This is a genomic window from Curtobacterium sp. NPDC089185 (assembly GCF_040685235.1).
Taxonomy (GTDB): Bacteria; Actinomycetota; Actinomycetes; order Actinomycetales; family Microbacteriaceae; genus Curtobacterium; species Curtobacterium citri.
In genome coordinates this window covers 14,849-35,451 of sequence record NZ_JBFBHK010000021.1, presented here as the reverse complement: position 1 = coordinate 35,451, position 20,603 = coordinate 14,849, and the positions used below count along the sequence as shown (strand labels likewise).

The following is a 20,603-nucleotide window of genomic DNA, read 5'->3' as shown; positions in this document are numbered from 1 at the left end:
GGTCACGCTCGAGATCCCGACGGTCGACCGACGTGGACGCCGCGGGATCACGTACCGGACCGGCCAGCCGGCACCGCGCCTCCCGTCCGTCCCTGGTCGGGTCCGGAGACCGCTCGCCTCAGGCGGCCGTCGCGCGGTCCGCCGCGTGGGTGGACGCGAGCGCCTGCCGCACCGACGTCCACGCGGCGAGCCGCTCCCGGACGGCGTCGTCCCGTTCGACCTCGAGCGCAGTGGCGTGCGCCTGCTCGAGCACGTCGTCGACCACGACCCGCTGCCCGGACCGCGCCGACGCGATCGCGGCGTCGACCATCACCAGGCTCATCACGTTGCCGTGGACCTCGCCGTCGGGGACGACCCCGGTGCGGACCGCCCGGACGAACGACGCCAGCGACCCGGCGATCTCCGTCCCGACGCCCGGTGCCGCGGCCGGGGCACCCGGTGCGCCGTCGACGACGCTCGTCGGGTCGTGGTCGCCGTCCCACACCGCGGAGCCGGCAGCGCCGGTCGCCCGCCAGTCGCCGTTCCACGAGGTCTCGTCGCCGGGCGCGCACCACGAACCGTCGTAGACGTACCGGACGTCGTCCTCGAACGTGAAGACCGCTGCCGCGTTCGCGTCCCCGCGGTACCAGGACCACGACGGATTCCAGGACTCGCAGTAGACCGACACCGGGTCCCGGTCGAGCAGGTAGCGCGCCGAGTCGAACGCGTGGATCGCCATGTCGAGCAGCAGGACGTCGTCCATCTCCTCGCGGAAGCCGCCGAAGTGCGGGGCCTTCGCGAAGCGCGTGTTGAGGCCGCCGACCGCGCCGAGCGCCCGGACGTGCTGCCGGAACGCGACGAGCTGGTCGTTGTACCGGCGTGACTGGGACACCATGAAGAGCTGGCCGGTCGCCTCGGCGGCCGCCGCCAGGGACAGGGCCTCGGCGACGGTCTGCGCGGCGGGCTTCTCGCCGAGCACCGGCAGGCCAGCGTGCAGGGCGTCCATCGTGACGGGGTGGTGGGCGACGGGGACGGTGATGTCGAGGACCGCCTCGGCGCCGGTGTCGGCGAGGAGCGCGGGCAGGTCGCGGCCGACCGGGATCGACGGCGCCCCGGCCAGCTCGGCCCCCGCGCGTGCGGCGTCGAGGTCGAGGTCCACCACGCCGACGAGCTCGACGTCCGGGTCCGCCGCGACGGTACTGAGCCATGCCCGGCCCATCCCGCCGGCGCCGACCTGCACGACCCGCAGCGGGGCGTGGTCGGTCATGCGCGGGCCTCGACGGTCTCGGTGGCTGCCGCGTCCTCGGGCGCGTCGGTGGTCGCCTCGTCCTCGGGGGCGTCGTCGAACGGACCGCGGTAGTGCTGGCCGTCGAAGTACTCGCCGAGGTCGTAGCGGCGGAGCGTCGGCAGCTCGCGCTCCCGCTCCGGCCGCGCCCACTCGGTGGCGTTCGCGATCACACGGCGGACGTCCTTGTGGTGGTACACGGGGAAGTCCTGGTCGCCGGGGGAGAAGTAGAAGATCTTCCCGAGCCCGCGGCGGTACGTCATGCCGCTCCGGAACACCTCGCCGCCGGTGAACCCCGAGATGAACACCAGCTCGTCGGGCGTCGGCACGTCGAAGTACTCGCCGTACATCTCCTGCTCGGGGATGACGATCGGGTTCGGGACACCGCGGGTGATCGGGTGCTGCGGGTTGACCGTCCAGACGAGCTCCTGGTCGTGCTCGCTCCGCCAGCGCAGCGTGCAGGTGGTGCCCATCAGCTTGCCGAAGATCTTCGACCAGTGGCCGGAGTGCAGGACCACGAGCCCCATGCCGGACAGCACGTGCTTGTGGACGCGGTCGACCACGGCGTCGTCGACGTCGGCGTGGGCGGCGTGCCCCCACCAGGTCAGGACGTCGGTCTCGGCGAGCACGGCGTCGGTCAGGCCGTGCTCGGGCTCCTGCATGGTCGCGGTGCGGACGACGGCGTCCGGCAGGTTCTCGCGGATGCCGTCGGCGATCGCGCCGTGCATGCCGTCCGGGTACCGCTCGGCGACGTGCGGCTCGACCTGCTCGTGGACGTTCTCGCCCCAGACGGTGACGCGGAGGGGGGTGCTGGTCATGGTGGGCCTTTCTGGCTCGGAGGGTGCGGGGGTCGTGTGCGGTGGCGTCGTCACTTGACGGCACCGCCGAGCGCACCCGCGGAGATGTAGCGCTGGGCGACGATCAGGAGGACCGCTGCGGGGAGGGACGCCAGGACGCTGGTCGCCATCACGGGGCCCCAGTCGGTGACGTTGGACCCGATGTAGTTGTAGATGCCGAGGGTGATCGGACGGACGGCGTCGGTGGACGTCAGGGTGAGGGCGATGAGGAAGTCGCCCCAGGCGCCGAGGAACGTGAACAGCGCCGCCGTGACGATCGCGTTGCGGCTGATCGGCAGGACGATCGACACGAAGGCCCGGAGGTCGTTCGCGCCGTCGACCAGTGCTGCCTCGACCAGGCTCGGCGGGATCGACTCCATGAACGCCCGCATGAGCAGGATCGCGAAGGGGACCTGCACGGCGCTGTCGGCGAGGATCAGCCCGAGGTAGCTGTTGAGCAGCCCGACGTTGTTGAACAGCGTGTACAGCGCGTTCGCGATCACGATGCCGGGGACCATCTGCGTGACGAGCAGGACGAGCAGCAGCGTCCTCGTGCCGCGCATCCTGAAGCGCGCCAGACCGTACGCCGCAGGGGTGGCGACGGCGAGCGTCAGGACCACCGTGCCGAGGCCGATGATCATGCTCGAAACGAAGTTCTGCCCCTGCTGGGCGAACGCCGCCTGGTAGCCGGCGAAGGTCGGGTTCCACGGGAACCAGGTGGCGGTCGCGGCACCCGAGGTGGCCTGCAGGCTCGTGTTCACCATCCAGTAGACGGGGAAGATCATGATCGCGAGGAACACGATCCCGAGGACGGTGAAGGGCAGGCCCTTCACCGAGCCGCGCGGGCGACGGGTGCGCTCGCCGCGTCGACGGGTCGTGATGGCCCTGGTGGCCGTGACGGTGCTGCTCGCGAGTCCGACGCTCATTCGTCGACCGCCTTCCTGGAGATCGCGATGTAGATCATCGCGAAGACGAACGAGACGACGATGAGCACGTTGCTCACCGCGGCTCCGATGCCGAACTGGAAGTTGATGAACGACTGGTGGTACGCGTTCGTGGCGAGCGTCTGCGTGGAGTTCGCCGGGCCGCCGCCGGTGAGGCCGAGGATGATGTCGACCACCTTCAGCGTGTAGACGACCCCGAGCACGATCACCACGCTCACGACCGACCGGATGCTCGGCCAGGTGATGTACCAGAAGGCCTTGAACCCGGTGGCGCCGTCGAGGGCACCCGCCTCGTAGAGCTCCGGCGGCACGGACTGCAGGCCGCTGTAGAGGATCGTCGTGTTGAAGGGGATGCCGAGCCAGACGTTCACGCCGATCACGGCGATGAGGGCGAGGCTCGGGCTGACCAGCCACGGCACCGGGCCGATGCCGACGACCCCGAGCAGCTGGTTGAGGGCGCCGCTGTCCTGGTCGAGGAGCCACTTCCACACCGCGCTCGACGCGATGAGGGGCAGCAGCCAGGGCAGGAGCAGCAGGCCGCGGAGGAAGCCGGACAGCGGGAAGTGCCGCCGGAAGAACAGTGCAAGGCCGAGCCCGAGGACGAACTGCAGCACGATGGAGCCGGCCGTGAACAGGGCGGTGTTGACGACGCTCGTCGTGAACACGCTGCTCGAGAAGACCGAGACGTAGTTGGCGAAGCCCACCCAGGGCGCCTCGCCGGTGAAGAAGGTCTTGGTCGTGTAGTCCTGGAACGACATCACGACGTTCTTGACGACCGGGTAGCCGAAGAACACGGCGACGAAGACCGCCGCCGGGACGACGAACAACCAACGGGTGAAGCCGGAGCGGAGCCGCGCGCGGCGCTGTCCCGGGCGGACGGGGGCCGCGGGCGTGGTCGCCCGGGGCCGGATCTGTGTCGAGGCGCTCAATGTCAGGTCCTTTGCGTCTGGGGACGGGAGGAGCCGGTCGTGCGGACCGGCTCCTCCCGTTTCCGCTACTGGTTCTGCGACTGCGCCTGCTCGAGCGCCTGCTCGGGGTCGGCCTTGCCGGTCAGCGCGAGCTGGACGGCGGTGTAGATCTTCGTGGCGGCCTTGGGCCAGTCCGGGCCGAGCTCACCGGTGCGGGCGCGGGCGGTCTGCACCGTCGTGACGAACGAGGCGACGTCGGCGTGGTCCTTCGCCCAGGCCTTGCCGACCTCGATGTTGGTCGGCACGTTGCCGCTGACGCCGGCCAGGACGGCCTGCATCTTGTCGCTGTTGAGGCACCCGACGAACTTGCCGGCGAGCTGCATCTTGTCCTTGTCGCCGGTCTGCGGGACGGTGAACGCCTCGCCGCCCAGCGGGGCGACGGTCTCCGAGCCGGTGCGGGTCGGGATCGGGACGCTGTCGAACTGCAGGTCCTTCGCCTTCTTCAGCGCCGGCAGCTGCCACGGGCCGTTGATCATCATCGCGGCCTTGCCCGCGATGAACTGGTTGTTGACGTCGGCCTGCGCCCAGTTGATCGAGCTCTTCGACATCGAGCCGTCGGCCTGCAGGTCCTGCACGAGCTGGAGCGCCTGCGCCGCCTCCGGCGTGGCGATGTCCTTCTCGTCACCGCCGTTCGACCAGAAGAAGGGCAGGAACTGCCAGGTGCCCTCGTAGGTGTTGATGTTGCTCATCGCGAAGCCGTAGGTCGACCCCTTCGTCAGCGTCTTCGCGGCGGTCTTGAGCTCGTCCCACGTCTTCGGCGGCTGGACACCGGCGTCCGCGAGCAGCTTCTTGTTGTAGTACAGCGCGATCGAGTTCGTGTTCGGCTGCAGGCCGTAGAGCTTGCCCTCGAACGTGTTCGCGCCCTTGACGCCGGGGACGTCGTCGTCCGCGTCGAGGCCGTAGTCGGACAGGTCGGAGAGCGCGCCGGACGAGGCGATCTGCTGCACGTCGGGGTTGTCGAGCATGAGGACGTCGGGCAGGGTCCGCGACGACGCCTGCTGCAGCACCTTCGAGATGAGGCCGGCTCCGGCGACGTGGTTGATCTTCACCTCGACACCGACGTCCTTCGCGCACTGCTGGTACACGGGGTCGTAGTTCGCGTCGTAGTAGTCCTCGATGGTGAGGGTCTTGCCGCCGCCGCCGGACGACGAGGCGTTCCCGGAGCCGGAGCAGCCGGCCAGGACGAGGGGGACCGTCGCGGCGACTGCCACGGCGCCGACGAGGGCGCGGGTCCTGCGGGACGTGGAGCGGGAACCAGGCTTCATTGCACTGCTCTTCTCTTCGCGTTTGCGGGGGAGGACGCGGTGCGACGACTCCACTGACGTCGTCGTCGCGGTGGTCCTGGGGCGAGAAGCTAACAGAAAAGCGCTTCACCTGTAAAGCGCTTTTCTGGATCGGGGCGAGAGATATGCTCGTACCATCCGACCGCTCCAGGAGGCGTGATGGCGACGATGCAGCAGGTGGCCGACCGCGCGGGCGTCTCCATCGCGACGGTGTCCTTCGTCGTGAACGGCACGAAGTACGTCACCCCCGCGACGACCGCCAAGGTGACCGCCGCCATGCGGGAGCTGAAGTTCCGGGGGAACGTCGTCGCACGGGCGCTCGCGAGCCGGCGGACCCGCATCGTCGCGCTGCTCTTCCCGACCACCGGCAACCGCTTCAGCTCCACCACGTCCGACTTCTTCATGAGCGCCGCCGAGCGGGCGTCCGAGCGCGGGTACCACCTGGTGCTCTGGCCCGTGGACCCGGCGGGGGAGGACCTCGACGACCTCGTCTCCGGCGGGCTCGTCGACGGCGTGGTCCTCATGGAGGTGCGGATGGAGGACCCGCGGGTGGTCAAGCTCGCCGACCTCGGCGTGCCCTTCACCCTGATCGGCCGGACGCGGGACAGCACCGCACTGCCGTTCGTCGACATCGACTTCGAGACCACGATCGAGGACGGCCTCGACCACCTGCAGGGCCTCGGGCACCGTCGTTTCGGGCTGGTGCTCGAGAACCTCAAGGGCACGCCGATGGCCGGGTACGCCCCGCACCTCCGGGTCGAGGACACCTTCCGGCGCTCCGTGGTCGACCGGGGCTGCACCGGCACCGTCGTGTACGCCGGTCCGGGCAGCGACGGCGGACGCGAGGCCGCGCGCGAACTCCTCGACGCCGACCCGGACGTCACCGCCGTGCTCGTGATGAAGGACGACTCGGCGGCCGGGCTCCTGGTCGGGATGTACGCCGCCGGGCGCCGTGTGCCCGACGACGTCTCGGTCCTGAGCATCGCGTCCTCCGCCGCGGCCGGCGACCAGCACCACCCGCGGCTCTCGGTGATGATCGCCCCGGGTCGGGAGCTCGGCGTCCGCGCGGCCGATGCCCTGATCGACCAGCTCGACGGCACCTCGGCCGAGCTCCCGCACTTCCTGCTGCCGTGCGAGCTGCGCCCCGCCGAGTCGACCGCCGCCGCGCCCACGCGCTGACGCGCTGCGCAACGCGAGGCTCGCCGCGGCGGACACTTTCGTGGCACGCGCCCCGCGAAAGTGTCCGCCTGGCCGAGACTCGTGCGCCGGCGAACGCGGTGTGGCCGGGCCGGCCGCCGGACGGGAGGCGCGTGCCGGGGTCGCCCCGCGCCTCCCGTCCGCCCCGCGCGAGCGACAGTGCTGCGCGAGGCTCGCCGCGGCGGACACCTTCGTGGCACGCGCCCCGCGAAAGTGTCCGCCTGGCCGAGACTCGTGCGCCGCCCCGCCACGCACCGCCACCGCACCGCACCTGTGCGTGCACTCAGGCTCGCTTGCCAGGGTGGACGGACAGGCACGCCGGGTGCACCGCCGCACCCCTCGTCGAGGAGGACGCATGGCCATCGACCGCAGACTCTTCCTGCTCGGGGGCGCGGGGGTGCTGCTGCTCGCCGGCTGCTCGACCCGACCCGAGCGCACGACCGTCGACCAGTGGCCGACGGACCCGCCGGAGGGCGACGTCACGATCAGCTGGTGGGCCGGGCAGATCGCCTCGAAGGACGGCGGGGACCTCCGTCGGCAGCTCATCGCGGAGTTCCAGAAGGAGCACCCGAACATCCGCGTCCGGATCGTCAGCGCGCCGAGCGACACCGACACGAACCGGACGAGCCTGACGACGCAGATCGCCGCCGGCAGCCCCACGCCCGACGTCTACCTCGGCGACGTCGCCTGGCCGGGGCAGTTCGCGAAGAACAAGCTCGCGACCCCGGTGAACCAGCTCGTCGGCGAGGACTTCTTCGAGCAGTTCCCCGAGGGTCTGCGGCAGGCGGCGAGCGTCGACGGGACCTACTACATGTTCCCGCTCTACATCGACGAGTCGTTCTTCCTGTACCGGCAGGACCTGCTCGACAAGCACGGGTTCCAGGTGCCGCGCTCGTGGGAGGAGGTCAAGGACACCGCCGCGAAGCTCGTCGACACCGGCGACGTCGACTACGGCTTCGCGTTCCAGGGCGACGTCTACGAGGGCCTGACCTGCAACGTCACGGAGTTCGTGGCGGACGCCGGCGGCTCGCTCCTCAACGACGACCTGACGAAGCCCGAGACGACGAGCTCCGAGACGAAGCGCGCGTTCGAGTTCATGCGGTCGCTCATCACCGACGGCGCCAGCCCCCGGGCCACCCTGACCTACCAGGAGCAGGACACGAACGACGCCTTCTCGGGCGGGCGCGCGGCGTTCCTGCGCAACTGGTCGTACGCCTGGGGGATCGCGAACGGTCCGGACTCGGCGGTCGCCGGCAAGGTCGGGCTCGCGGCGCGCCCCACCTTCGACGGCATGCAGGACCACCACTCGACGATCGGCGGCTGGGGGAACTACATCAACCCGCACACGCAGCAGCCGGCCGCCGCGCTGACCTTCGCGTCGTGGATGTCGAGTGAGACGGCGCAGCAGTTCCTCACCCGCGAGGGCGGGGTCCTGCCGGCGCGCAGCGCGAGCCTCGTCAGCGAGGACGCGAAGCGCCAGCAGCGCCCGACCTACGACACCGCCGCGGGCATCACGCTCGTGCCCCGCCCGACCTCCACGGCGTACTACCCGAAGGTCTCGCAGGGCGTCTACCAGAACGGCAACAGCATCCTCGGCGGGCAGGCGTCGGTCGACGGCGGCACCGGCGCGATGGCGTCGGCGATCTCGCTCGCCCTGTCGGGGGAGGCGCTGTGAGCGCCGGCACCGAGATGCGTGCGGCAGGGACGCGGTCGCAGACGACGGGCGCGGGGCGGACGGGAGGCGCGGGTCGCCACGACGGGTACCGCCCGACGACGGGGCGGTCGCGCATGGAGCGCATCCGTGCGCGGGGTGCGTGGGGCTTCGCCGCCCCGGCGCTCCTGGTCGTCGCCGCGGTCACGATCTTCCCGGTGGTGTACTCGATCGTCCTGAGCTTCGCGGACGTCGAGATCGGCTACGACGGGTTCAGCATCCAGGGCTTCGGCCTCGGCAACTACGCGGCGCTGCTGCAGAGCGCCGACTGGTACCGGGCGCTCGGCTTCACGGTGCTCTACACGGTCGTGACGGTGTCGGTCGAGCTCGTGCTCGGCATGCTCGTCGCCCTCGTGCTCGAACGGCTCGGGGTCACCCGCGGCTGGATGCTCGCGCTGCTCCTCGTGCCGTGGTCCCTCGTGACGATCGTCAACGCGCAGCTCTGGAAGTACATCTACGACTCGACGTACGGCGTCGCGACGTGGTTCTTCGGCCTGTTCGGCGACGCGCCGGTCATCCTCGGCGAACCGGTCCCCGCGATCACCGGGCTCATGGTGGCCGACATCTGGAAGACGACGCCCTTCGTGGCGATCATCCTGCTCGCCGGTCTCGTGCAGATCTCGGAGGACCTCTACGAGGCCGCCGAGCTCGACGGGGCGAACGGGTGGCAGACGTTCTGGCGGGTCGTCGTCCCGCAGCTGACCCCGACCCTGACGATCGCGGTGCTGTTCCGCGTGCTGCAGGCGTTCGGCGTCTTCGACCTGCCGTTCGTGCTGACGAACGGCGGGCCGGGCACCACCACCCAGTCGCTCGCGATCATGGGCTACAAGGTGCTCTTCCAGGACATCAACATCGGACCGGGCGCCGCGATCGCGACGAGCACCGCGGTCATCGTGGCCGTCGGGTGCCTGCTGTTCCTGCGGGCGTTCCGGAACCAGGCGAAGGGAGGGGATGCCTGATGCCCCGTCAACGTGTCCGCAGGGGCTGGCGGAAGTGGGTCAACACCGTGAACGTCAGCGGTGTCGTCATCGCGGTGCTCACGGCCCTGCCGCTGTACTGGCTCGTGTCGACGTCGCTCAAGCCGTCGTCCGAGATCGCCCAGTCGCCGCCGACGATCTGGCCCCGGTCGCTGACCTTCGACAACTTCGTCGTGGCCTTCCGGGACAACGCGCTCGGTCAGTACATGGTGAACAGCGTGATCGTGTCGGTGTCGACGACCGTGATCGTGCTCGCGCTGTCCTTCCTCGCCGGGTACGCCCTCGCCGGTCGGTGGATCCGGGGCCGCACGGCGATCATGACGTCGCTGCTCATGCTCTCGGTGTTCCCGGCGATCGCCGTCCTGACCCCGCTGTACCTGCTCGAGCGGAACCTCGGTCTGCTCAACTCGTACCCGGGCCTGATCATCCCGTACGTGGCGTTCAACCTGCCGTTCGCGATCTGGATCATGCGGAACTACCTGCAGGGGATCCCGTCGACCATCGAGGAGGCGTCCGAGATCGACGGCGCCGGCGCCTGGCGCACCGTCCTGTCGGTGATCCTGCCGATGGCGAAGCCCGGGCTCTTCACGGTCGGCGTGTTCACGTTCACGGCGTCGTGGAGCGAGTTCCTCATGGCGCTGACGTTCAACAGCGAGAACTCGTTCCGGACGATCCCGGTCGGCATCGCCCTGTTCGGCACCCAGTTCACCGTCCCGTTCGCGCAGATCTTCGCCGCCAGTGTCGCCGCGACGGTCCCGATCGTCATCCTCGTCCTGGTGTTCCGCCGGTCGATCGTGTCGGGCCTGACCTCGGGCGCGGTGAAGGGCTGAGACCCGGTCCCGGTACCCGTGCGGGTCCCGGATCGGCCCCATGACGGACGGGAGGCCCGTGGCGATCCCGCCACGGGCCTCCCGTCCGTCTGCCGGTGCCGTCGTCAGCGACCGGTCCGACGTGGTGCCGTCAGTGCCGCCCCTCGCGGGCGGTGTCGGTGAAGAAGTCGGCGTACAGGCCGTTGGCGTCCTGCAGCTCGCCGTACTTCCAACGCTTGCGCATGCGACGGAACGTCTCGATGCGCACCGGGTCGATGCCCGGTTCGGACTGGTACGAACCCATCGGTCCTCCCGTTTCCCTGTTGCTCACCCCCGACCGGGGGTACCCACCGGAGACGCTACGGGCTCGCGCCCCCTGCGTCCGGCAAGATAGATCGGGAATCTACCTAACTGCGCTTGTTGGACAAACGTCCGAGGGGGGTCCTCGACCGCCCGTACCCTGCCGTCAAGGGGTCGGAGCGCCGTGCTCGAGCGCCTCGATCACACGGTCGATCACCCGCACGTACCGGTCGCTCTCGCGTTCGGAGAAGGAGGACAGGAGCTCGTGCAGATGCTCGTTCGTACTGTCCATCGCGACGGCGTACGCACGCTGCGTCTCGGGCGTCAGCTCGATGAACCGGCTGCGTCCGTCGTCCGGGTTCGGGACGCGGCACAGGTGCCCGGCGCGTTCCAGGCGGTCGACCGTGCCGGTGATCGCCGGACCCGAGAGGCCGAGGTGCGACACCAGGTCCTTCACCCGCACGCGGCGCTCGGCCGCGGCCGCCCGTGCGACGAACTGCAGCACGGTGAGGTCGGAGCCCGACACGGACAGTCGCTCGCGGAGCCGGCCGCGCAGTGCGCCCATCGCCGCCTCGAGCCGGGTGAGCGCCGCGGTCAGGTCGATCTCACTCACGTGGTCGTCCCTCCGGTGCGTGTCGGTCGTCCGCGACGTTACGCCGCCCTCACCCTGCAACCGTATCCGGAGAACGCGAACCATGGCGCATTGCGGATGATCGAGCCCGGACGGAGTCGTCGTGGCTGACCCGCTGATCGAGGCGTTCGGCGCCGAGGAGACGATCGCGCCGGTGCGCTTCGAGGTCGCCGGGACGCGTCCCGAGGCCGCCGTCCGCGACCTCGGCGGCGTCTACGCGGGGGAGCGGTGGAGCGCTGCGCCGTCGAACGGACGGTTCGACTACCGGTACACGGCGATCGGCGACAGCGAGGTCACCATCCGCCGCTCGCAGATGCACGGCGAGATCCGCGGGTACATGCCCGGCGGCGGTGACTACGTGGTGACGTGGATCAGCGCGGGGACCGGCGAGCTCGAGATGCGCGGCGAGCGGTGGCCGATGGAGCAGGACGTCCCGGTGATGTTCCCGGCCGACGAGGAGTTCTCGTTCGTCACGGCCGACTACGACCAGCGGCTCGTGCACTTCGACCGCGAGTTCGTGCGCCGGGTGGCCGCGTCGCGCGTCGACGGCGGGAGCGCCCTGCGGTTCGACCCGCGCCGTGGCGCTGCCGAGACGGTGCACCACCGGTGGCAGGGTGCGCTGACGGCGCTCTCGCGTGCGCTGCGCATCGGCGGCCCGGACTCGGACGCCTGGCAGGACGCGAAGGTCACCGCGGCCGAGGTCTTCCTCGACATGTTCCCGCCGCAGACGGGCGGGTTGCCCGACGTCCTGGAGCAGCCCCGGAACGCCCGGCTGCGCGCCGCGGTGGAGTACATCCACACGCACGCTGCCGAACCGGTCACGATCGTGGACCTCTCCGAGGCGGCGGGGCTCAGCGTCCGCTCCGTGCAGGAGTCGTTCCGGCGCGTGTTCGACGTGTCGCCGCTGACGTACCTGCGGCAGGTGCGGCTCGACCGCGTGCACGAGGAGCTCCTCGAGGCGGGGCCGCAGGCCGGTGCCGTCGGCGACGTCGCTCGGCGGTGGGGGTTCGCGCACCTCGGGCGGTTCTCGGCGTCGTACGCCGAGCGCTTCGGCGAGTACCCGAAGCAGACGCTGCGGCGCTGACGCGGGCGCCGCGCGGGCGCGCGGTCGCGGCGCGGCGCAGCGTGGCGCTGGGTGCTCCCGCACAGCCGCGAGCAGGTCGCGCCACGCGAACGCGTGGCGCGACCTGCCGCTGGTCGTGCGCCGACCGCGCCCCGCGCTGACCCGGCAGTGCCGTCCGCTGCACTGCCGGGTCGGGTGCGCGCGGTCGCGAGGCGCGCGCCGTCGCGCGGCGCGGGGTGCTCCCGCACCGCCGCGAGCAGGTCGCGCCACGCGAACGCGTGGCGCAACGTGCCTTCGGTTGTGCGTGGTCGCGCCGCGCGGCAGCGCGCGCGTCAGGCGGCCGCGGGCGCCGGCGCCGTGCTGCTCCGCACCCGGAGCGTCGACCGCAGCCGCACGTGGTCGCTCGTCGGCTCGCCGCGGAGCATCGCCATGAGCATCGCGACCGCGCTCGCACCGAGGTCGGCGAGCGGCTGCGCCACGGTCGTGAGCGGCGGCGTGGTGGTCGAGGCCTGCGGGACGTCGTCGAACCCGACCACCGACAGGTCCTCCGGCACCCGGAGCCCGAGCGCCGCGGCGGCGTGCAGCACGCCGATGGCCGACGAGTCGTTCGCGGCGAACACCGCGGTCGGGCGGTCGGGCAGCGTGAGGAGCTCGTGCGCGACCGCCGCGGACCGCTCCTCCTGGTAGTCGCCGGCACGGACCAGGCGCTCGTCGACCGCGACCCCGGCGGCGGACAGGGCCTCGCGGAAGCCGGTCTCGCGCAGCTGGGACGACGCGAGGTCGCCGCGGCCCTGCACGTGGGCGATGCGGGTGTGCCCGAGCGCGAGCAGGTGCTCGACGGCGTCACGGGCGCCGGCGGCGTTGTCGGTGTCGACCGTCGCGTGGCCCTCGGGACCGGTGTGCGGGTCGATGGCCACGACGGGGATCGACGACCCGGAGAGCGCCGCGGAGGGCGTGACGACGATGGCGCCGTCGATGAGCGTGCCGGACAGGCGGGACAGCGACCGGCGCTCCCACCCCGGGCGACCGGTGCCGGCCTCGAGCCCGGCGTAGGCGAGGAGCTCGTACCCGCTGCCGATCGTCGCGGCGGACACGCCACGCAGGAGCTCGGTCGAGAACGGCTCGAACTCGGGCACGAGGATCCCGATGACGTTCGTTCGGGAGCTCCGCAGGCTCCGCGCGACCAGGGACGTCTCGTAACCGAGGCGCTCGACGACCTCCTGCACCCGGACCATCGTCGCGGGGGCGACCCCGTCGCGGTTGTTGACGACCTTCGAGACGGTCGGGATCGAGACGCCGGCGGCGCGCGCGACGTCCGCGATCGTGACCCGGCCCGGCCCGGGCGGGTGGTCGACGACGGTCTCCATGTGCTCACCGTACCGCCGGAGACGGTTTCCGCCAGTGCGCGGATCACGGTTAGAAAACGTTATCGATAACGATTGACAAGGCCGTGCAGCACCTGGCACGCTCTCCGCAGCGGCATCGACTGCCGCGAACGTCAACGACGACACCGAGGAGTTCCACGATGACGAGGAAGATCCGTGCCGCGGCAGCCATCGCGCTGATCGGGGCGACCGCGCTCACAGCAGCCGGCTGCTCCGCCGGCAGCGACGCTTCGAGCGACGGCGGGAAGGTCTCGATGACCTTCTGGCACAACTCCACCACCGGCCCGGGCAAGGCCTTCTGGGACCAGACGGTCAAGGACTTCGAGGCGAAGAACCCGAACGTCACGATCAAGGTCCAGGCGATCCAGAACGAGGACCTGGACGGCAAGCTCCAGACCGCCCTCAACTCGGGCTCCGCCCCCGACGTGTTCCTGCAGCGCGGCGGCGGCAAGATGTCCGCCATGGTCAACGCCGGCCAGCTCCTCGACATCTCCGACTCGATCGGGTCGACGGCGAAGTCGCAGATCAGCGACGGCTCGTTCAAGGGCTACCAGCAGGACGGCAAGACCTGGGCCATGCCGGTCGACGTCAACCCCGAGGGCATCTGGTACAGCCAGGACCTCTTCAAGCAGGCCGGCATCGAGGGCACCCCGACCACGATGGAGGAGCTGAACGCCGACATCCAGAAGCTCAAGGACGCCGGCATCCAGCCGGTCGCCGTGGGTGCGAAGGACGCCTGGCCGGCAGCGCACTGGTACTACAACTTCGCGCTCCGCGCCTGCTCCGAGAGCGTGCTGAACAAGACCGCGCAGGACCTCAAGTTCACGAACGCGTGCTGGAAGCAGGCGGGCGAGGACACGAAGGACTTCTTCGACACCAAGCCCTTCAACGACGGCTACCTGACCACCGCCGCACAGCAGGGCGCCGGCAGCTCCGCCGGTCTCGTCGCGAACCACAAGGCCGCCATGGAGCTCATGGGAGCCTGGGACCCGGGCGTGATCTCCTCGCTCACCCCGGACGGCAAGCCGCTGTCCGACCTCGGCTTCTTCCCGTTCCCGGAGGTCTCCGGCGGCAAGGGTGCTCCCGGTTCGATGATGGGCGCCGTCGACGGGTACTCCTGCTCGGCGCAGGCCCCGAAGAAGGCCTGCACGGACTTCCTGAACTACATGACCGAGAAGGACGTGCAGGAGAACTACTACAAGGCCTTCAACGCCATCCCCGCCAACAAGTCGGCCCAGTCGGTCGTCACCGAGCCGTACCTGAAGAGCGTCCTCGAGGCGTACAACAAGGCGCCGTTCGTCTCGAACTACCTCGACACCGTCTACGGCCAGAACGTCGGCAACGCGCTCAACACCAGCGTCGTCAACCTCCTCGCCGGCAAGGGGTCCGTCTCGGACATCGTGTCGACCGTGAACCAGGCAGCAGCGAAGGGCTGACACCCATGACCACCTCCGTCGCACCCCGCTCCGAAGCGGAGCGGTCCGGGACGGGGCGTCGCACGGGCGGGGCCGACGGTTCGCCGTCGGCCCCGGCCCGCCGGGCCCGCAGGGGCAACGACGTCCGCACCCGGATCGAGATCGCCGTCCTGGCCGGCCCGGCCACCGTCATGTTCGTCGGGTTCGTCATCCTGCCCGTCGTGCTCGCCGCGTACTACGGCTTCTACAAGTGGCAGGGGTACGGCACCCCGACCGACTTCGTCGGTCTGCAGAACTACGCGATCATCTTCACCGACCCGGACTTCCGGGGCGTGCTCTGGCACAACCTCTTCATCGTCGTCGGGTCGCTCATCGTGCAGGGCCCGATCGCGATCGTCCTCGCGCTGCTGCTCAACCAGCGGATCCGCGGACGCGGCCTGATCCGCGTCCTCATCTTCGTGCCGTACGTGATCTCCGAGGTCATCGTCGGCACCGGCTGGAGCCTCATGCTCCAGTCGAGCGGGGCCGTGAACGACCTCCTGCAGGCCGTCGGCCTCGGGGCCCTCCGCAACGACTGGCTGAGCAACCCGGACATCGCGATCTGGACGCTCCTCGCGATCATCTCGTGGAAGTACATCGGCTTCGCGGTGATCCTGTTCCTCGCCGGCCTGCAGAGCATCCCCGAGGAGCTGTTCGAGGCCGCGCAGCTCGACGGCGCGAGCTACTGGCAGATCCAGCGGCGGATCACCCTGCCGCTGCTCGGCCCGACCATCCGGATCTGGGCGTTCCTGTCGATCATCGGCTCGCTCCAGCTGTTCGACCTCGTCTACATCATCTGGGGTCAGTACATCGCCGCCACGGCCGGGACCTCGACGATGGCGACCTACATGGTCGCCAACGGTCGGCTCTCCGGCAACTACGGGTACGGCAACGCCGTCGCCGTGGTCATCTTCCTCATCTCGTTGGTCGTCGCCCTCGTCTACCAGCGCTTCGTCCTGCGCCGCGACACCGCCGGCGCCCTGACCGAGAAGGGCGACCGATGACCGCCACCGCCTCCATCGTCGCGCCGAACCGTCGGCGCTCCGCCGACCACGGTCCGGTCCGCAAGGAACGCAACCTCGGCACGTACTTCATCGCACTCGTGTTCATCGCGGTGTGCATCGCCCCGGTCGCGTACATCATCCTGGGCGGCTTCCGCACCAACTCGCAGATCACCGCGAGCCCCGCCGGCCTGCCGTCGCCGTGGCAGATCGGGAACTACGTCTCGGTCCTGACGAGCGGCGTCTTCTGGCAGCAGCTCGGCAACTCCGTGATCGCGGGCGTCACCACCACGGTCGGCGTCGTCGTGCTCGGCCTCATGGTGAGCTTCGTGCTCGCCCGCTACCGCTTCCGCGGCCGCGGCGCGCTGTACTCGCTGTTCGCCGCCGGCCTGATGTTCCCGATCACCGTCGCCATCACGCCGCTCTACCTGCTCGTGAAGGACCTCGGGCTGACGAACAACCTGGCTGGCGTGATCCTGCCGCAGATCGCCTTCGCCCTGCCGACGACCGTCATCATCCTCGTGCCGTTCCTCCGGGCGATCCCGGACGAGCTCGAGGAGGCGGCGTCGATCGACGGTGCGAGCCGACTCGGGTTCTTCTTCCGCATGGTCGTCCCGCTGTCCCTGCCGGGCGTCGTGACCGTCGGGATCCTCGCGTTCATCGGCAGCTGGAACAGCTACATCCTGCCGCTGTTCATCCTCAACGACGCGTCGGCCTACACGCTGCCCCTCGGCGTCCAGGCGTTCTCGTCGCAGTACTCCGTCGACACGGCGCGGGTGCTCGCGTTCACCTCGCTCTCCATGATCCCGGCGCTCGTGTTCTTCGCGATCTTCCAGCGCCGCATCGTCGGCGGTCTGACCGGGGCGGTGAAGGGGTGACCGCGCTCGACGCGACGACGCACCCGACGGACGGACGGGAGGCGCGTGGCGGCACCGGCACGCGCCTCCCGTCCGACGCCACCCACCTCGACGACGCGACGGGCCCGGACCGCGTGACCGCGCTGCTGGGCGCGATGACGCTCGAGGAGAAGACGGCGCAGCTCGTCGGCTACTGGCTCGACCAGCACGGGGTCGTCGCCCCGATGCAGGGCGAGATGGCGGCGGTCCAGGACGGCGACACGCTCACCGACGTCACCCGGCACGGCCTCGGCCAGTACACCCGCGTCTACGGCACCCGGCCCGTCGAACCCGACGAGCGTGCCGCGTGGCTGTGGGCGGAGCAGCGGCGGCTCAAGCGCGAGACGCGCCTGGGCATCCCCGCGCTCGTCCACGAGGAGTGCCTGACCGGGCTCGCCGCGTGGCAGGCCGCCACCTTCCCGACCCCGCTCGCCTGGGGGGCGTCCTTCGACCCGGAGCTCGTCGAGCAGGTCGGCGCGGTCATCGGCCGGTCGATGCGCGAGCTCGGCGTCCACCAGGGGCTCGCCCCCGTGCTCGACGTCGTCCGTGACCCGCGGTGGGGCCGGGTCGACGAGTGCATCGGCGAGGACCCCTACCTCGTCGGCACGGTCGGCACCGCCTACGTCCGCGGCGTCCAGAGCGCCGGTGTCGACGCGACGCTGAAGCACTTCCTCGGCTACTCGGCCTCGCGGGCCGGACGGAACCACGCGCCGGTGCACGCCGGGCCGCGCGAGGTGGCCGACGTCTTCCTGCCGCCGTTCGAGATGGCCCTGCTCGACGGGGGCGCCCGGAGCGTCATGAACTCGTACGCCGAGGTCGACGGCGTGCCCGTCGCGGCGGACCCGACGCTGCTCACCGACCTGCTCCGCGACCGTCTCGGCTTCGACGGCACCGTCGTGGCGGACTACTTCTCGGTCGCCTTCCTCGAGGTCATGCACGGTGTCGCCCGCGACCGCGGCGAGGCGGCCGCGATGGCACTCGAGGCCGGCATCGACGTCGAGCTGCCCACGGGGGACGCCTACCTGGCGCCGCTCGTCGAGCGCGTCCGGAACGGCGAGGTCGACGAGGCGCTCGTCGACCGGGCCGTGCTCCGGGTGCTCCGCCAGAAGGAGCGACTCGGCCTGCTCGACCCCGACGCGTTCGAGGACGAGCCGCCGACCGGCGTGGACCTGGACTCCGCGGAGCACCGTGCCCTCGCACGCCGGCTCGCGGCGGAGTCGCTCGTGCTGCTGTCGAACGACGGCGTGCTGCCCCTCGGCGGCGCGACCGGTCCCGACGCAGCCGGTCCTGACGCAGCCGCCGTCGACGCCGGCCACCACACCCCGGGCGCCGTCCTGCAGGGTCCGGTCGCGGTGATCGGCCCGAACGCCCACCGCGCCGAGGCCCTGCAGGGCTGCTACTCCTTCGCGAACCACGTGCTCGCCTCGCACCCCGGGCTGCCGCTCGGCTTCGCGATCCCGACGGTGCTCGAGGCGCTGCGGGACACCCTCGGCTCCGACGTCGTCCGGTACGCCCGCGGCGCCGACGTCGAGGGCGGTGACCGTGACGGTTTCGCCGAGGCGGTCGCGACCGCGCGGGACGCCGCGGTCGCCGTGGTCGTCGTCGGCGACCAGGCCGGGCTCTTCGGTCGCGGAACCGTGGGCGAGGGCAACGACTCCGAGTCGCTCGACCTGCCCGGCGTGCAGCGCGAGCTCGTCGAGGCGGTCGTGGCGACCGGCACCCCGACCGTGGTGGTGCTGCTGACCGGTCGTCCGTACGCGATCGGCTGGGCGCTCGACGGCGACCAGCCGAAGCCCGCGGCCGTCGTGCAGGCGTTCTTCCCCGGTGAGGAGGGCGGTCCCGCGATCGCCGACCTGCTCACCGGTGCCGCCGCCCCCTCCGGTCGGCTCCCGGTCTCGCTGCCGCGCTCGGCCGGGGCGCAGCCGTACTCGTACCTGCACCCGCGCCTCGGCGGCCCGTCGGACGTCACCGCGACCGACTCGACGCCGGTCCGGCCGTTCGGCTTCGGCCTGACGTGGACGTCGTTCGCGTACGAGGACCTCGTCGTGGACGACACGGTCGCCACCGACGGCGCGTTCACGGCCGAGGTCACCGTCCGGAACACCGGGGAACACGACGGCGACGAGGTCGTGCAGCTCTACGGGCACGACCGGCAGGCGTCGGTCACGCGTCCGGTCGCGCAGCTGCTCGGCTACGCGCGGGTCGCCGTGCCGGCCGGGCAGACCGTGCGGGTCCGCTTCGACGTGCCCGTGCAGCGCTTCGCCTTCACCGACCGGGCGATGCGCAAGGTGGTCGAACCCGGCGACGTCGAGGTGTGGGTCGCGTCCGACGCGGCGGCGTCGCGGCCGGGAGGCCCGCTGGACACCGGCGGGATCGTCGCGTCCGGCGACGGGCCGGTCCGGCACGAGGTGCCCGGTTCGGCGACCCCGCGTGCGGTCCTGCGCGTGGACGGCGCGGTGCACGAGGTCGGCCGCGAGGACCGGCGCACGGTCAGCTGGACGGTCGTCTGACCCGTCCCCGCCGCGGAGCACCAGGAACGGTGCTCCGCGGCGGTCGCGCGTCGCGCGTCCTCCGCTCAGGCGCGTCCCGCGTCCGCTCCGGGGTCGCTCCGGGCCGCCGACCGGTAGCGTGTGACGCGTCCACGTCGGGCCGCGTCCCGCTGCGCCACCACGCAGCGGCGGTCCCGACGGATCAGGGAGGGCAGGACGGATGAGCACGGAGGACCGGGCACGCGTGCGGGGTGCACTCGTGGCCGCGCTGGACGTCGTCGACGCCCCGCCCGCGGAGCGCTTCGAGCGCATCGTCCGCGTCGCCCGCGAGGTCTTCGACGTTCCGCTGTCGTACATCAACGTCCTCGACGCGGACCTGCTGCACACCCTCACCCCGAACGTCCCCGACGAGCTCGCCTCGGGCCCGATCGGCTGGTCGTTCTGCCAGCTCACGATCCGGGACACCGGACCGACCGTCATCCTGGACACCGCCGCCGACCCCCGGACCGCGGACCTGCCGGGCGTGACGAACCGCGGCATCCGGTTCTACGCCGGCGTCCCGCTGACCATCGCCGGCGGGGAACCCGTCGGGACGCTCTGCCTGATGGACACGGCCCCGCGCGAGTTCTCCGCCCAGGACACCGCGGCGCTCATCGACCTCGGGCGGTGGGCGGAGCGGGCGCTCGGGCAGGGGCTGCACCACGACCGGCTGCTCGAGGTCGCCGGAGCCCTCGCCCCGGACGCACTCACGCTCGACGGGTACCGGGTCGTCGGACTGACCGTGCCGTACGGTGACCTCAGCGGCGACCTGCACGACTGGTCGGTCGTCGACGGCGACCTGGTCCTGACGCTCGCCGACGTGATGGGCAAGGAACAGCCCGCCGCGCTGCTCGCGGCGGGGATCCGCGCCGCGCTCCGGCAGCACCGTTCGCTCGGACCGGTCGCGGCCCTGGCGGCGGCGGAGCCCGCCGTCGCCGAGGACCTGGCACGGGCGAACGCGTTCGCGACGCTGTTCCACGCGCGGCTGCACCCCGCGAGCGGCGTCGTGGAGCTGGTGGACGCCGGACACGGGCTCGCGGTCCACGTCGCGGCCGAGGGCGCCCCGCGGATCCTGCGCTCGCACGGCCTGCCGGTCGGCCTGCACCACGAGGGGACGCCCCGCACGGCGAGCGCGGTGACGCTCGCCCACGGCGACGCGCTCGTCGTCGCCAGCGACGGCGCGCTCGACCTCGGCGACGGCACGGTCGACACGCTGCTCGACCTGGCGCGCACCCTCGGCCGGGCCCGGGACGTGCACGCGTTCCTCGAGACCGTTCGCCTGCGCGCCGCGGAGCGGGCCGAGGACGACGTGACCGTGGTCGTCCTGGTCCGCGAGCCGGCGCCCGGAGCCTGACC

At 71.4% G+C, this 20,603-nt stretch carries 18 protein-coding genes; 10 read left to right on the top strand and 8 right to left on the bottom strand.

Annotated elements, in window-relative coordinates:
- Positions 1 to 118 precede the first annotated feature (118 nt).
- The 5 genes from AB0N84_RS15045 to AB0N84_RS15025 form a co-directional block, all read right to left on the bottom strand.
- On the bottom strand, positions 119 to 1,246 hold the full coding sequence (locus AB0N84_RS15045) for a Gfo/Idh/MocA family oxidoreductase (RefSeq protein ID WP_363547767.1): 1,128 nt from the start codon (positions 1,244 to 1,246) through the stop codon (positions 119 to 121).
- The gene (locus AB0N84_RS15040; RefSeq protein WP_289457865.1) at positions 1,243 to 2,082 is read right to left on the bottom strand and encodes a ThuA domain-containing protein; all 840 of its coding nucleotides are present in this window, start codon (positions 2,080 to 2,082) and stop codon (positions 1,243 to 1,245) included. Before AB0N84_RS15040 ends, AB0N84_RS15045 begins: the two co-directional genes overlap by 4 nt.
- A 50-nt stretch (positions 2,083 to 2,132) precedes the next feature.
- Entirely contained in the window at positions 2,133 to 3,026 is an 894-nt protein-coding gene (locus AB0N84_RS15035; protein ID WP_069712560.1) for a carbohydrate ABC transporter permease, read from the bottom strand.
- A complete protein-coding gene (locus tag AB0N84_RS15030) occupies positions 3,023 to 3,871 on the bottom strand; it encodes a sugar ABC transporter permease (RefSeq protein ID WP_083263878.1) in 849 nt (282 codons plus the stop codon). Before AB0N84_RS15030 ends, AB0N84_RS15035 begins: the two co-directional genes overlap by 4 nt.
- A gap of 167 nt (positions 3,872 to 4,038) precedes the next feature.
- The gene (locus AB0N84_RS15025) at positions 4,039 to 5,277 is read right to left on the bottom strand and encodes a sugar ABC transporter substrate-binding protein (RefSeq protein WP_289457861.1); all 1,239 of its coding nucleotides are present in this window, start codon (positions 5,275 to 5,277) and stop codon (positions 4,039 to 4,041) included.
- A 177-nt stretch (positions 5,278 to 5,454) separates the two neighbouring features.
- On the opposite strand from AB0N84_RS15025, the gene AB0N84_RS15020 reads away from it, so the two are divergent.
- The 4 genes from AB0N84_RS15020 (at position 5,455) to AB0N84_RS15005 (ending at position 10,010) form a co-directional block, all read left to right on the top strand.
- On the top strand, positions 5,455 to 6,474 hold the full coding sequence (locus AB0N84_RS15020; RefSeq protein ID WP_363547762.1) for a LacI family DNA-binding transcriptional regulator: 1,020 nt from the start codon (positions 5,455 to 5,457) through the stop codon (positions 6,472 to 6,474).
- A gap of 373 nt (positions 6,475 to 6,847) precedes the next feature.
- Complete coding sequence (locus tag AB0N84_RS15015) at positions 6,848 to 8,167, top strand: ABC transporter substrate-binding protein (protein WP_289457858.1); 1,320 nt, start codon at positions 6,848 to 6,850, stop codon at positions 8,165 to 8,167.
- Entirely contained in the window at positions 8,164 to 9,162 is a 999-nt protein-coding gene (locus AB0N84_RS15010) for a sugar ABC transporter permease (protein ID WP_363547759.1), read from the top strand. The genes AB0N84_RS15015 and AB0N84_RS15010 overlap by 4 nt, the downstream gene beginning before the upstream one ends.
- Positions 9,162 to 10,010, top strand: coding sequence for a carbohydrate ABC transporter permease (locus AB0N84_RS15005; RefSeq protein ID WP_363547756.1), 849 nt, complete (start codon positions 9,162 to 9,164; stop codon positions 10,008 to 10,010). Before AB0N84_RS15010 ends, AB0N84_RS15005 begins: the two co-directional genes overlap by 1 nt.
- A gap of 130 nt (positions 10,011 to 10,140) precedes the next feature.
- On the opposite strand, the gene AB0N84_RS15000 is transcribed toward AB0N84_RS15005, so the two are convergent.
- Positions 10,141 to 10,293, bottom strand: coding sequence for a hypothetical protein (locus AB0N84_RS15000; RefSeq protein WP_182045501.1), 153 nt, complete (start codon positions 10,291 to 10,293; stop codon positions 10,141 to 10,143).
- Between the two features lie 162 nt (positions 10,294 to 10,455).
- The gene (locus tag AB0N84_RS14995) at positions 10,456 to 10,902 is read right to left on the bottom strand and encodes a MarR family transcriptional regulator (protein WP_363547752.1); all 447 of its coding nucleotides are present in this window, start codon (positions 10,900 to 10,902) and stop codon (positions 10,456 to 10,458) included.
- Positions 10,903 to 11,023: 121 nt separating this feature from the next.
- Between AB0N84_RS14995 and AB0N84_RS14990 the strand changes: the two genes are divergently transcribed.
- Positions 11,024 to 12,004, top strand: coding sequence for a helix-turn-helix domain-containing protein (locus AB0N84_RS14990; protein ID WP_289457850.1), 981 nt, complete (start codon positions 11,024 to 11,026; stop codon positions 12,002 to 12,004).
- Positions 12,005 to 12,315: 311 nt separating this feature from the next.
- Here AB0N84_RS14990 and AB0N84_RS14985 read toward each other — a convergent pair whose 3' ends face one another.
- Positions 12,316 to 13,350, bottom strand: a complete 1,035-nt coding sequence (locus tag AB0N84_RS14985; protein WP_363547749.1) for a LacI family DNA-binding transcriptional regulator — start codon at positions 13,348 to 13,350, stop codon at positions 12,316 to 12,318.
- A gap of 158 nt (positions 13,351 to 13,508) precedes the next feature.
- On the opposite strand from AB0N84_RS14985, the gene AB0N84_RS14980 reads away from it, so the two are divergent.
- From AB0N84_RS14980 to AB0N84_RS14960, 5 genes are all read left to right on the top strand, one after another.
- Positions 13,509 to 14,804, top strand: a complete 1,296-nt coding sequence (locus AB0N84_RS14980; protein ID WP_289457846.1) for an extracellular solute-binding protein — start codon at positions 13,509 to 13,511, stop codon at positions 14,802 to 14,804.
- A gap of 5 nt (positions 14,805 to 14,809) precedes the next feature.
- Positions 14,810 to 15,826: a sugar ABC transporter permease gene (locus tag AB0N84_RS14975; protein WP_069712568.1), complete on the top strand. Its 1,017-nt coding sequence runs from the start codon at positions 14,810 to 14,812 to the stop codon at positions 15,824 to 15,826.
- Positions 15,823 to 16,701 carry a carbohydrate ABC transporter permease gene (locus AB0N84_RS14970; protein ID WP_069712569.1) on the top strand — a complete coding sequence of 293 codons (879 nt, stop codon included), beginning with the start codon at positions 15,823 to 15,825 and terminating at the stop codon, positions 16,699 to 16,701. Before AB0N84_RS14975 ends, AB0N84_RS14970 begins: the two co-directional genes overlap by 4 nt.
- Positions 16,702 to 16,835: 134 nt before the next feature.
- Positions 16,836 to 19,229: a glycoside hydrolase family 3 N-terminal domain-containing protein gene (locus AB0N84_RS14965; protein WP_363547770.1), complete on the top strand. Its 2,394-nt coding sequence runs from the start codon at positions 16,836 to 16,838 to the stop codon at positions 19,227 to 19,229.
- A 199-nt stretch (positions 19,230 to 19,428) separates the two neighbouring features.
- Complete coding sequence (locus tag AB0N84_RS14960) at positions 19,429 to 20,601, top strand: GAF domain-containing SpoIIE family protein phosphatase (protein WP_363547745.1); 1,173 nt, start codon at positions 19,429 to 19,431, stop codon at positions 20,599 to 20,601.
- Positions 20,602 to 20,603: the final 2 nt, after the last annotated feature.

Bases quoted from the DNA above. Each gene is read 5' to 3' on its own strand.
- AB0N84_RS14975 (WP_069712568.1), top strand. From the start codon at position 14,810: ATGACCACCTCCGTCGCACCCCGCTCCGAAGCGGAGCGGTCCGGGACG.
- AB0N84_RS15020 (WP_363547762.1), top strand. From the start codon at position 5,455: ATGGCGACGATGCAGCAGGTGGCCGACCGCGCGGGCGTCTCCATCGCG.
- AB0N84_RS15045 (WP_363547767.1), bottom strand. From the start codon at position 1,246: ATGACCGACCACGCCCCGCTGCGGGTCGTGCAGGTCGGCGCCGGCGGG.
- AB0N84_RS15000 (WP_182045501.1), bottom strand. From the start codon at position 10,293: ATGGGTTCGTACCAGTCCGAACCGGGCATCGACCCGGTGCGCATCGAG.
- AB0N84_RS14965 (WP_363547770.1), top strand. From the start codon at position 16,836: ATGACGCTCGAGGAGAAGACGGCGCAGCTCGTCGGCTACTGGCTCGAC.
- AB0N84_RS14970 (WP_069712569.1), top strand. From the start codon at position 15,823: ATGACCGCCACCGCCTCCATCGTCGCGCCGAACCGTCGGCGCTCCGCC.
- AB0N84_RS15005 (WP_363547756.1), top strand. From the start codon at position 9,162: ATGCCCCGTCAACGTGTCCGCAGGGGCTGGCGGAAGTGGGTCAACACC.
- AB0N84_RS15040 (WP_289457865.1), bottom strand. From the start codon at position 2,082: ATGACCAGCACCCCCCTCCGCGTCACCGTCTGGGGCGAGAACGTCCAC.
- AB0N84_RS14985 (WP_363547749.1), bottom strand. From the start codon at position 13,350: ATGGAGACCGTCGTCGACCACCCGCCCGGGCCGGGCCGGGTCACGATC.
- AB0N84_RS14960 (WP_363547745.1), top strand. From the start codon at position 19,429: ATGAGCACGGAGGACCGGGCACGCGTGCGGGGTGCACTCGTGGCCGCG.
- AB0N84_RS14980 (WP_289457846.1), top strand. From the start codon at position 13,509: ATGACGAGGAAGATCCGTGCCGCGGCAGCCATCGCGCTGATCGGGGCG.
- AB0N84_RS15035 (WP_069712560.1), bottom strand. From the start codon at position 3,026: ATGAGCGTCGGACTCGCGAGCAGCACCGTCACGGCCACCAGGGCCATC.
- AB0N84_RS15015 (WP_289457858.1), top strand. From the start codon at position 6,848: ATGGCCATCGACCGCAGACTCTTCCTGCTCGGGGGCGCGGGGGTGCTG.
- AB0N84_RS15025 (WP_289457861.1), bottom strand. From the start codon at position 5,277: ATGAAGCCTGGTTCCCGCTCCACGTCCCGCAGGACCCGCGCCCTCGTC.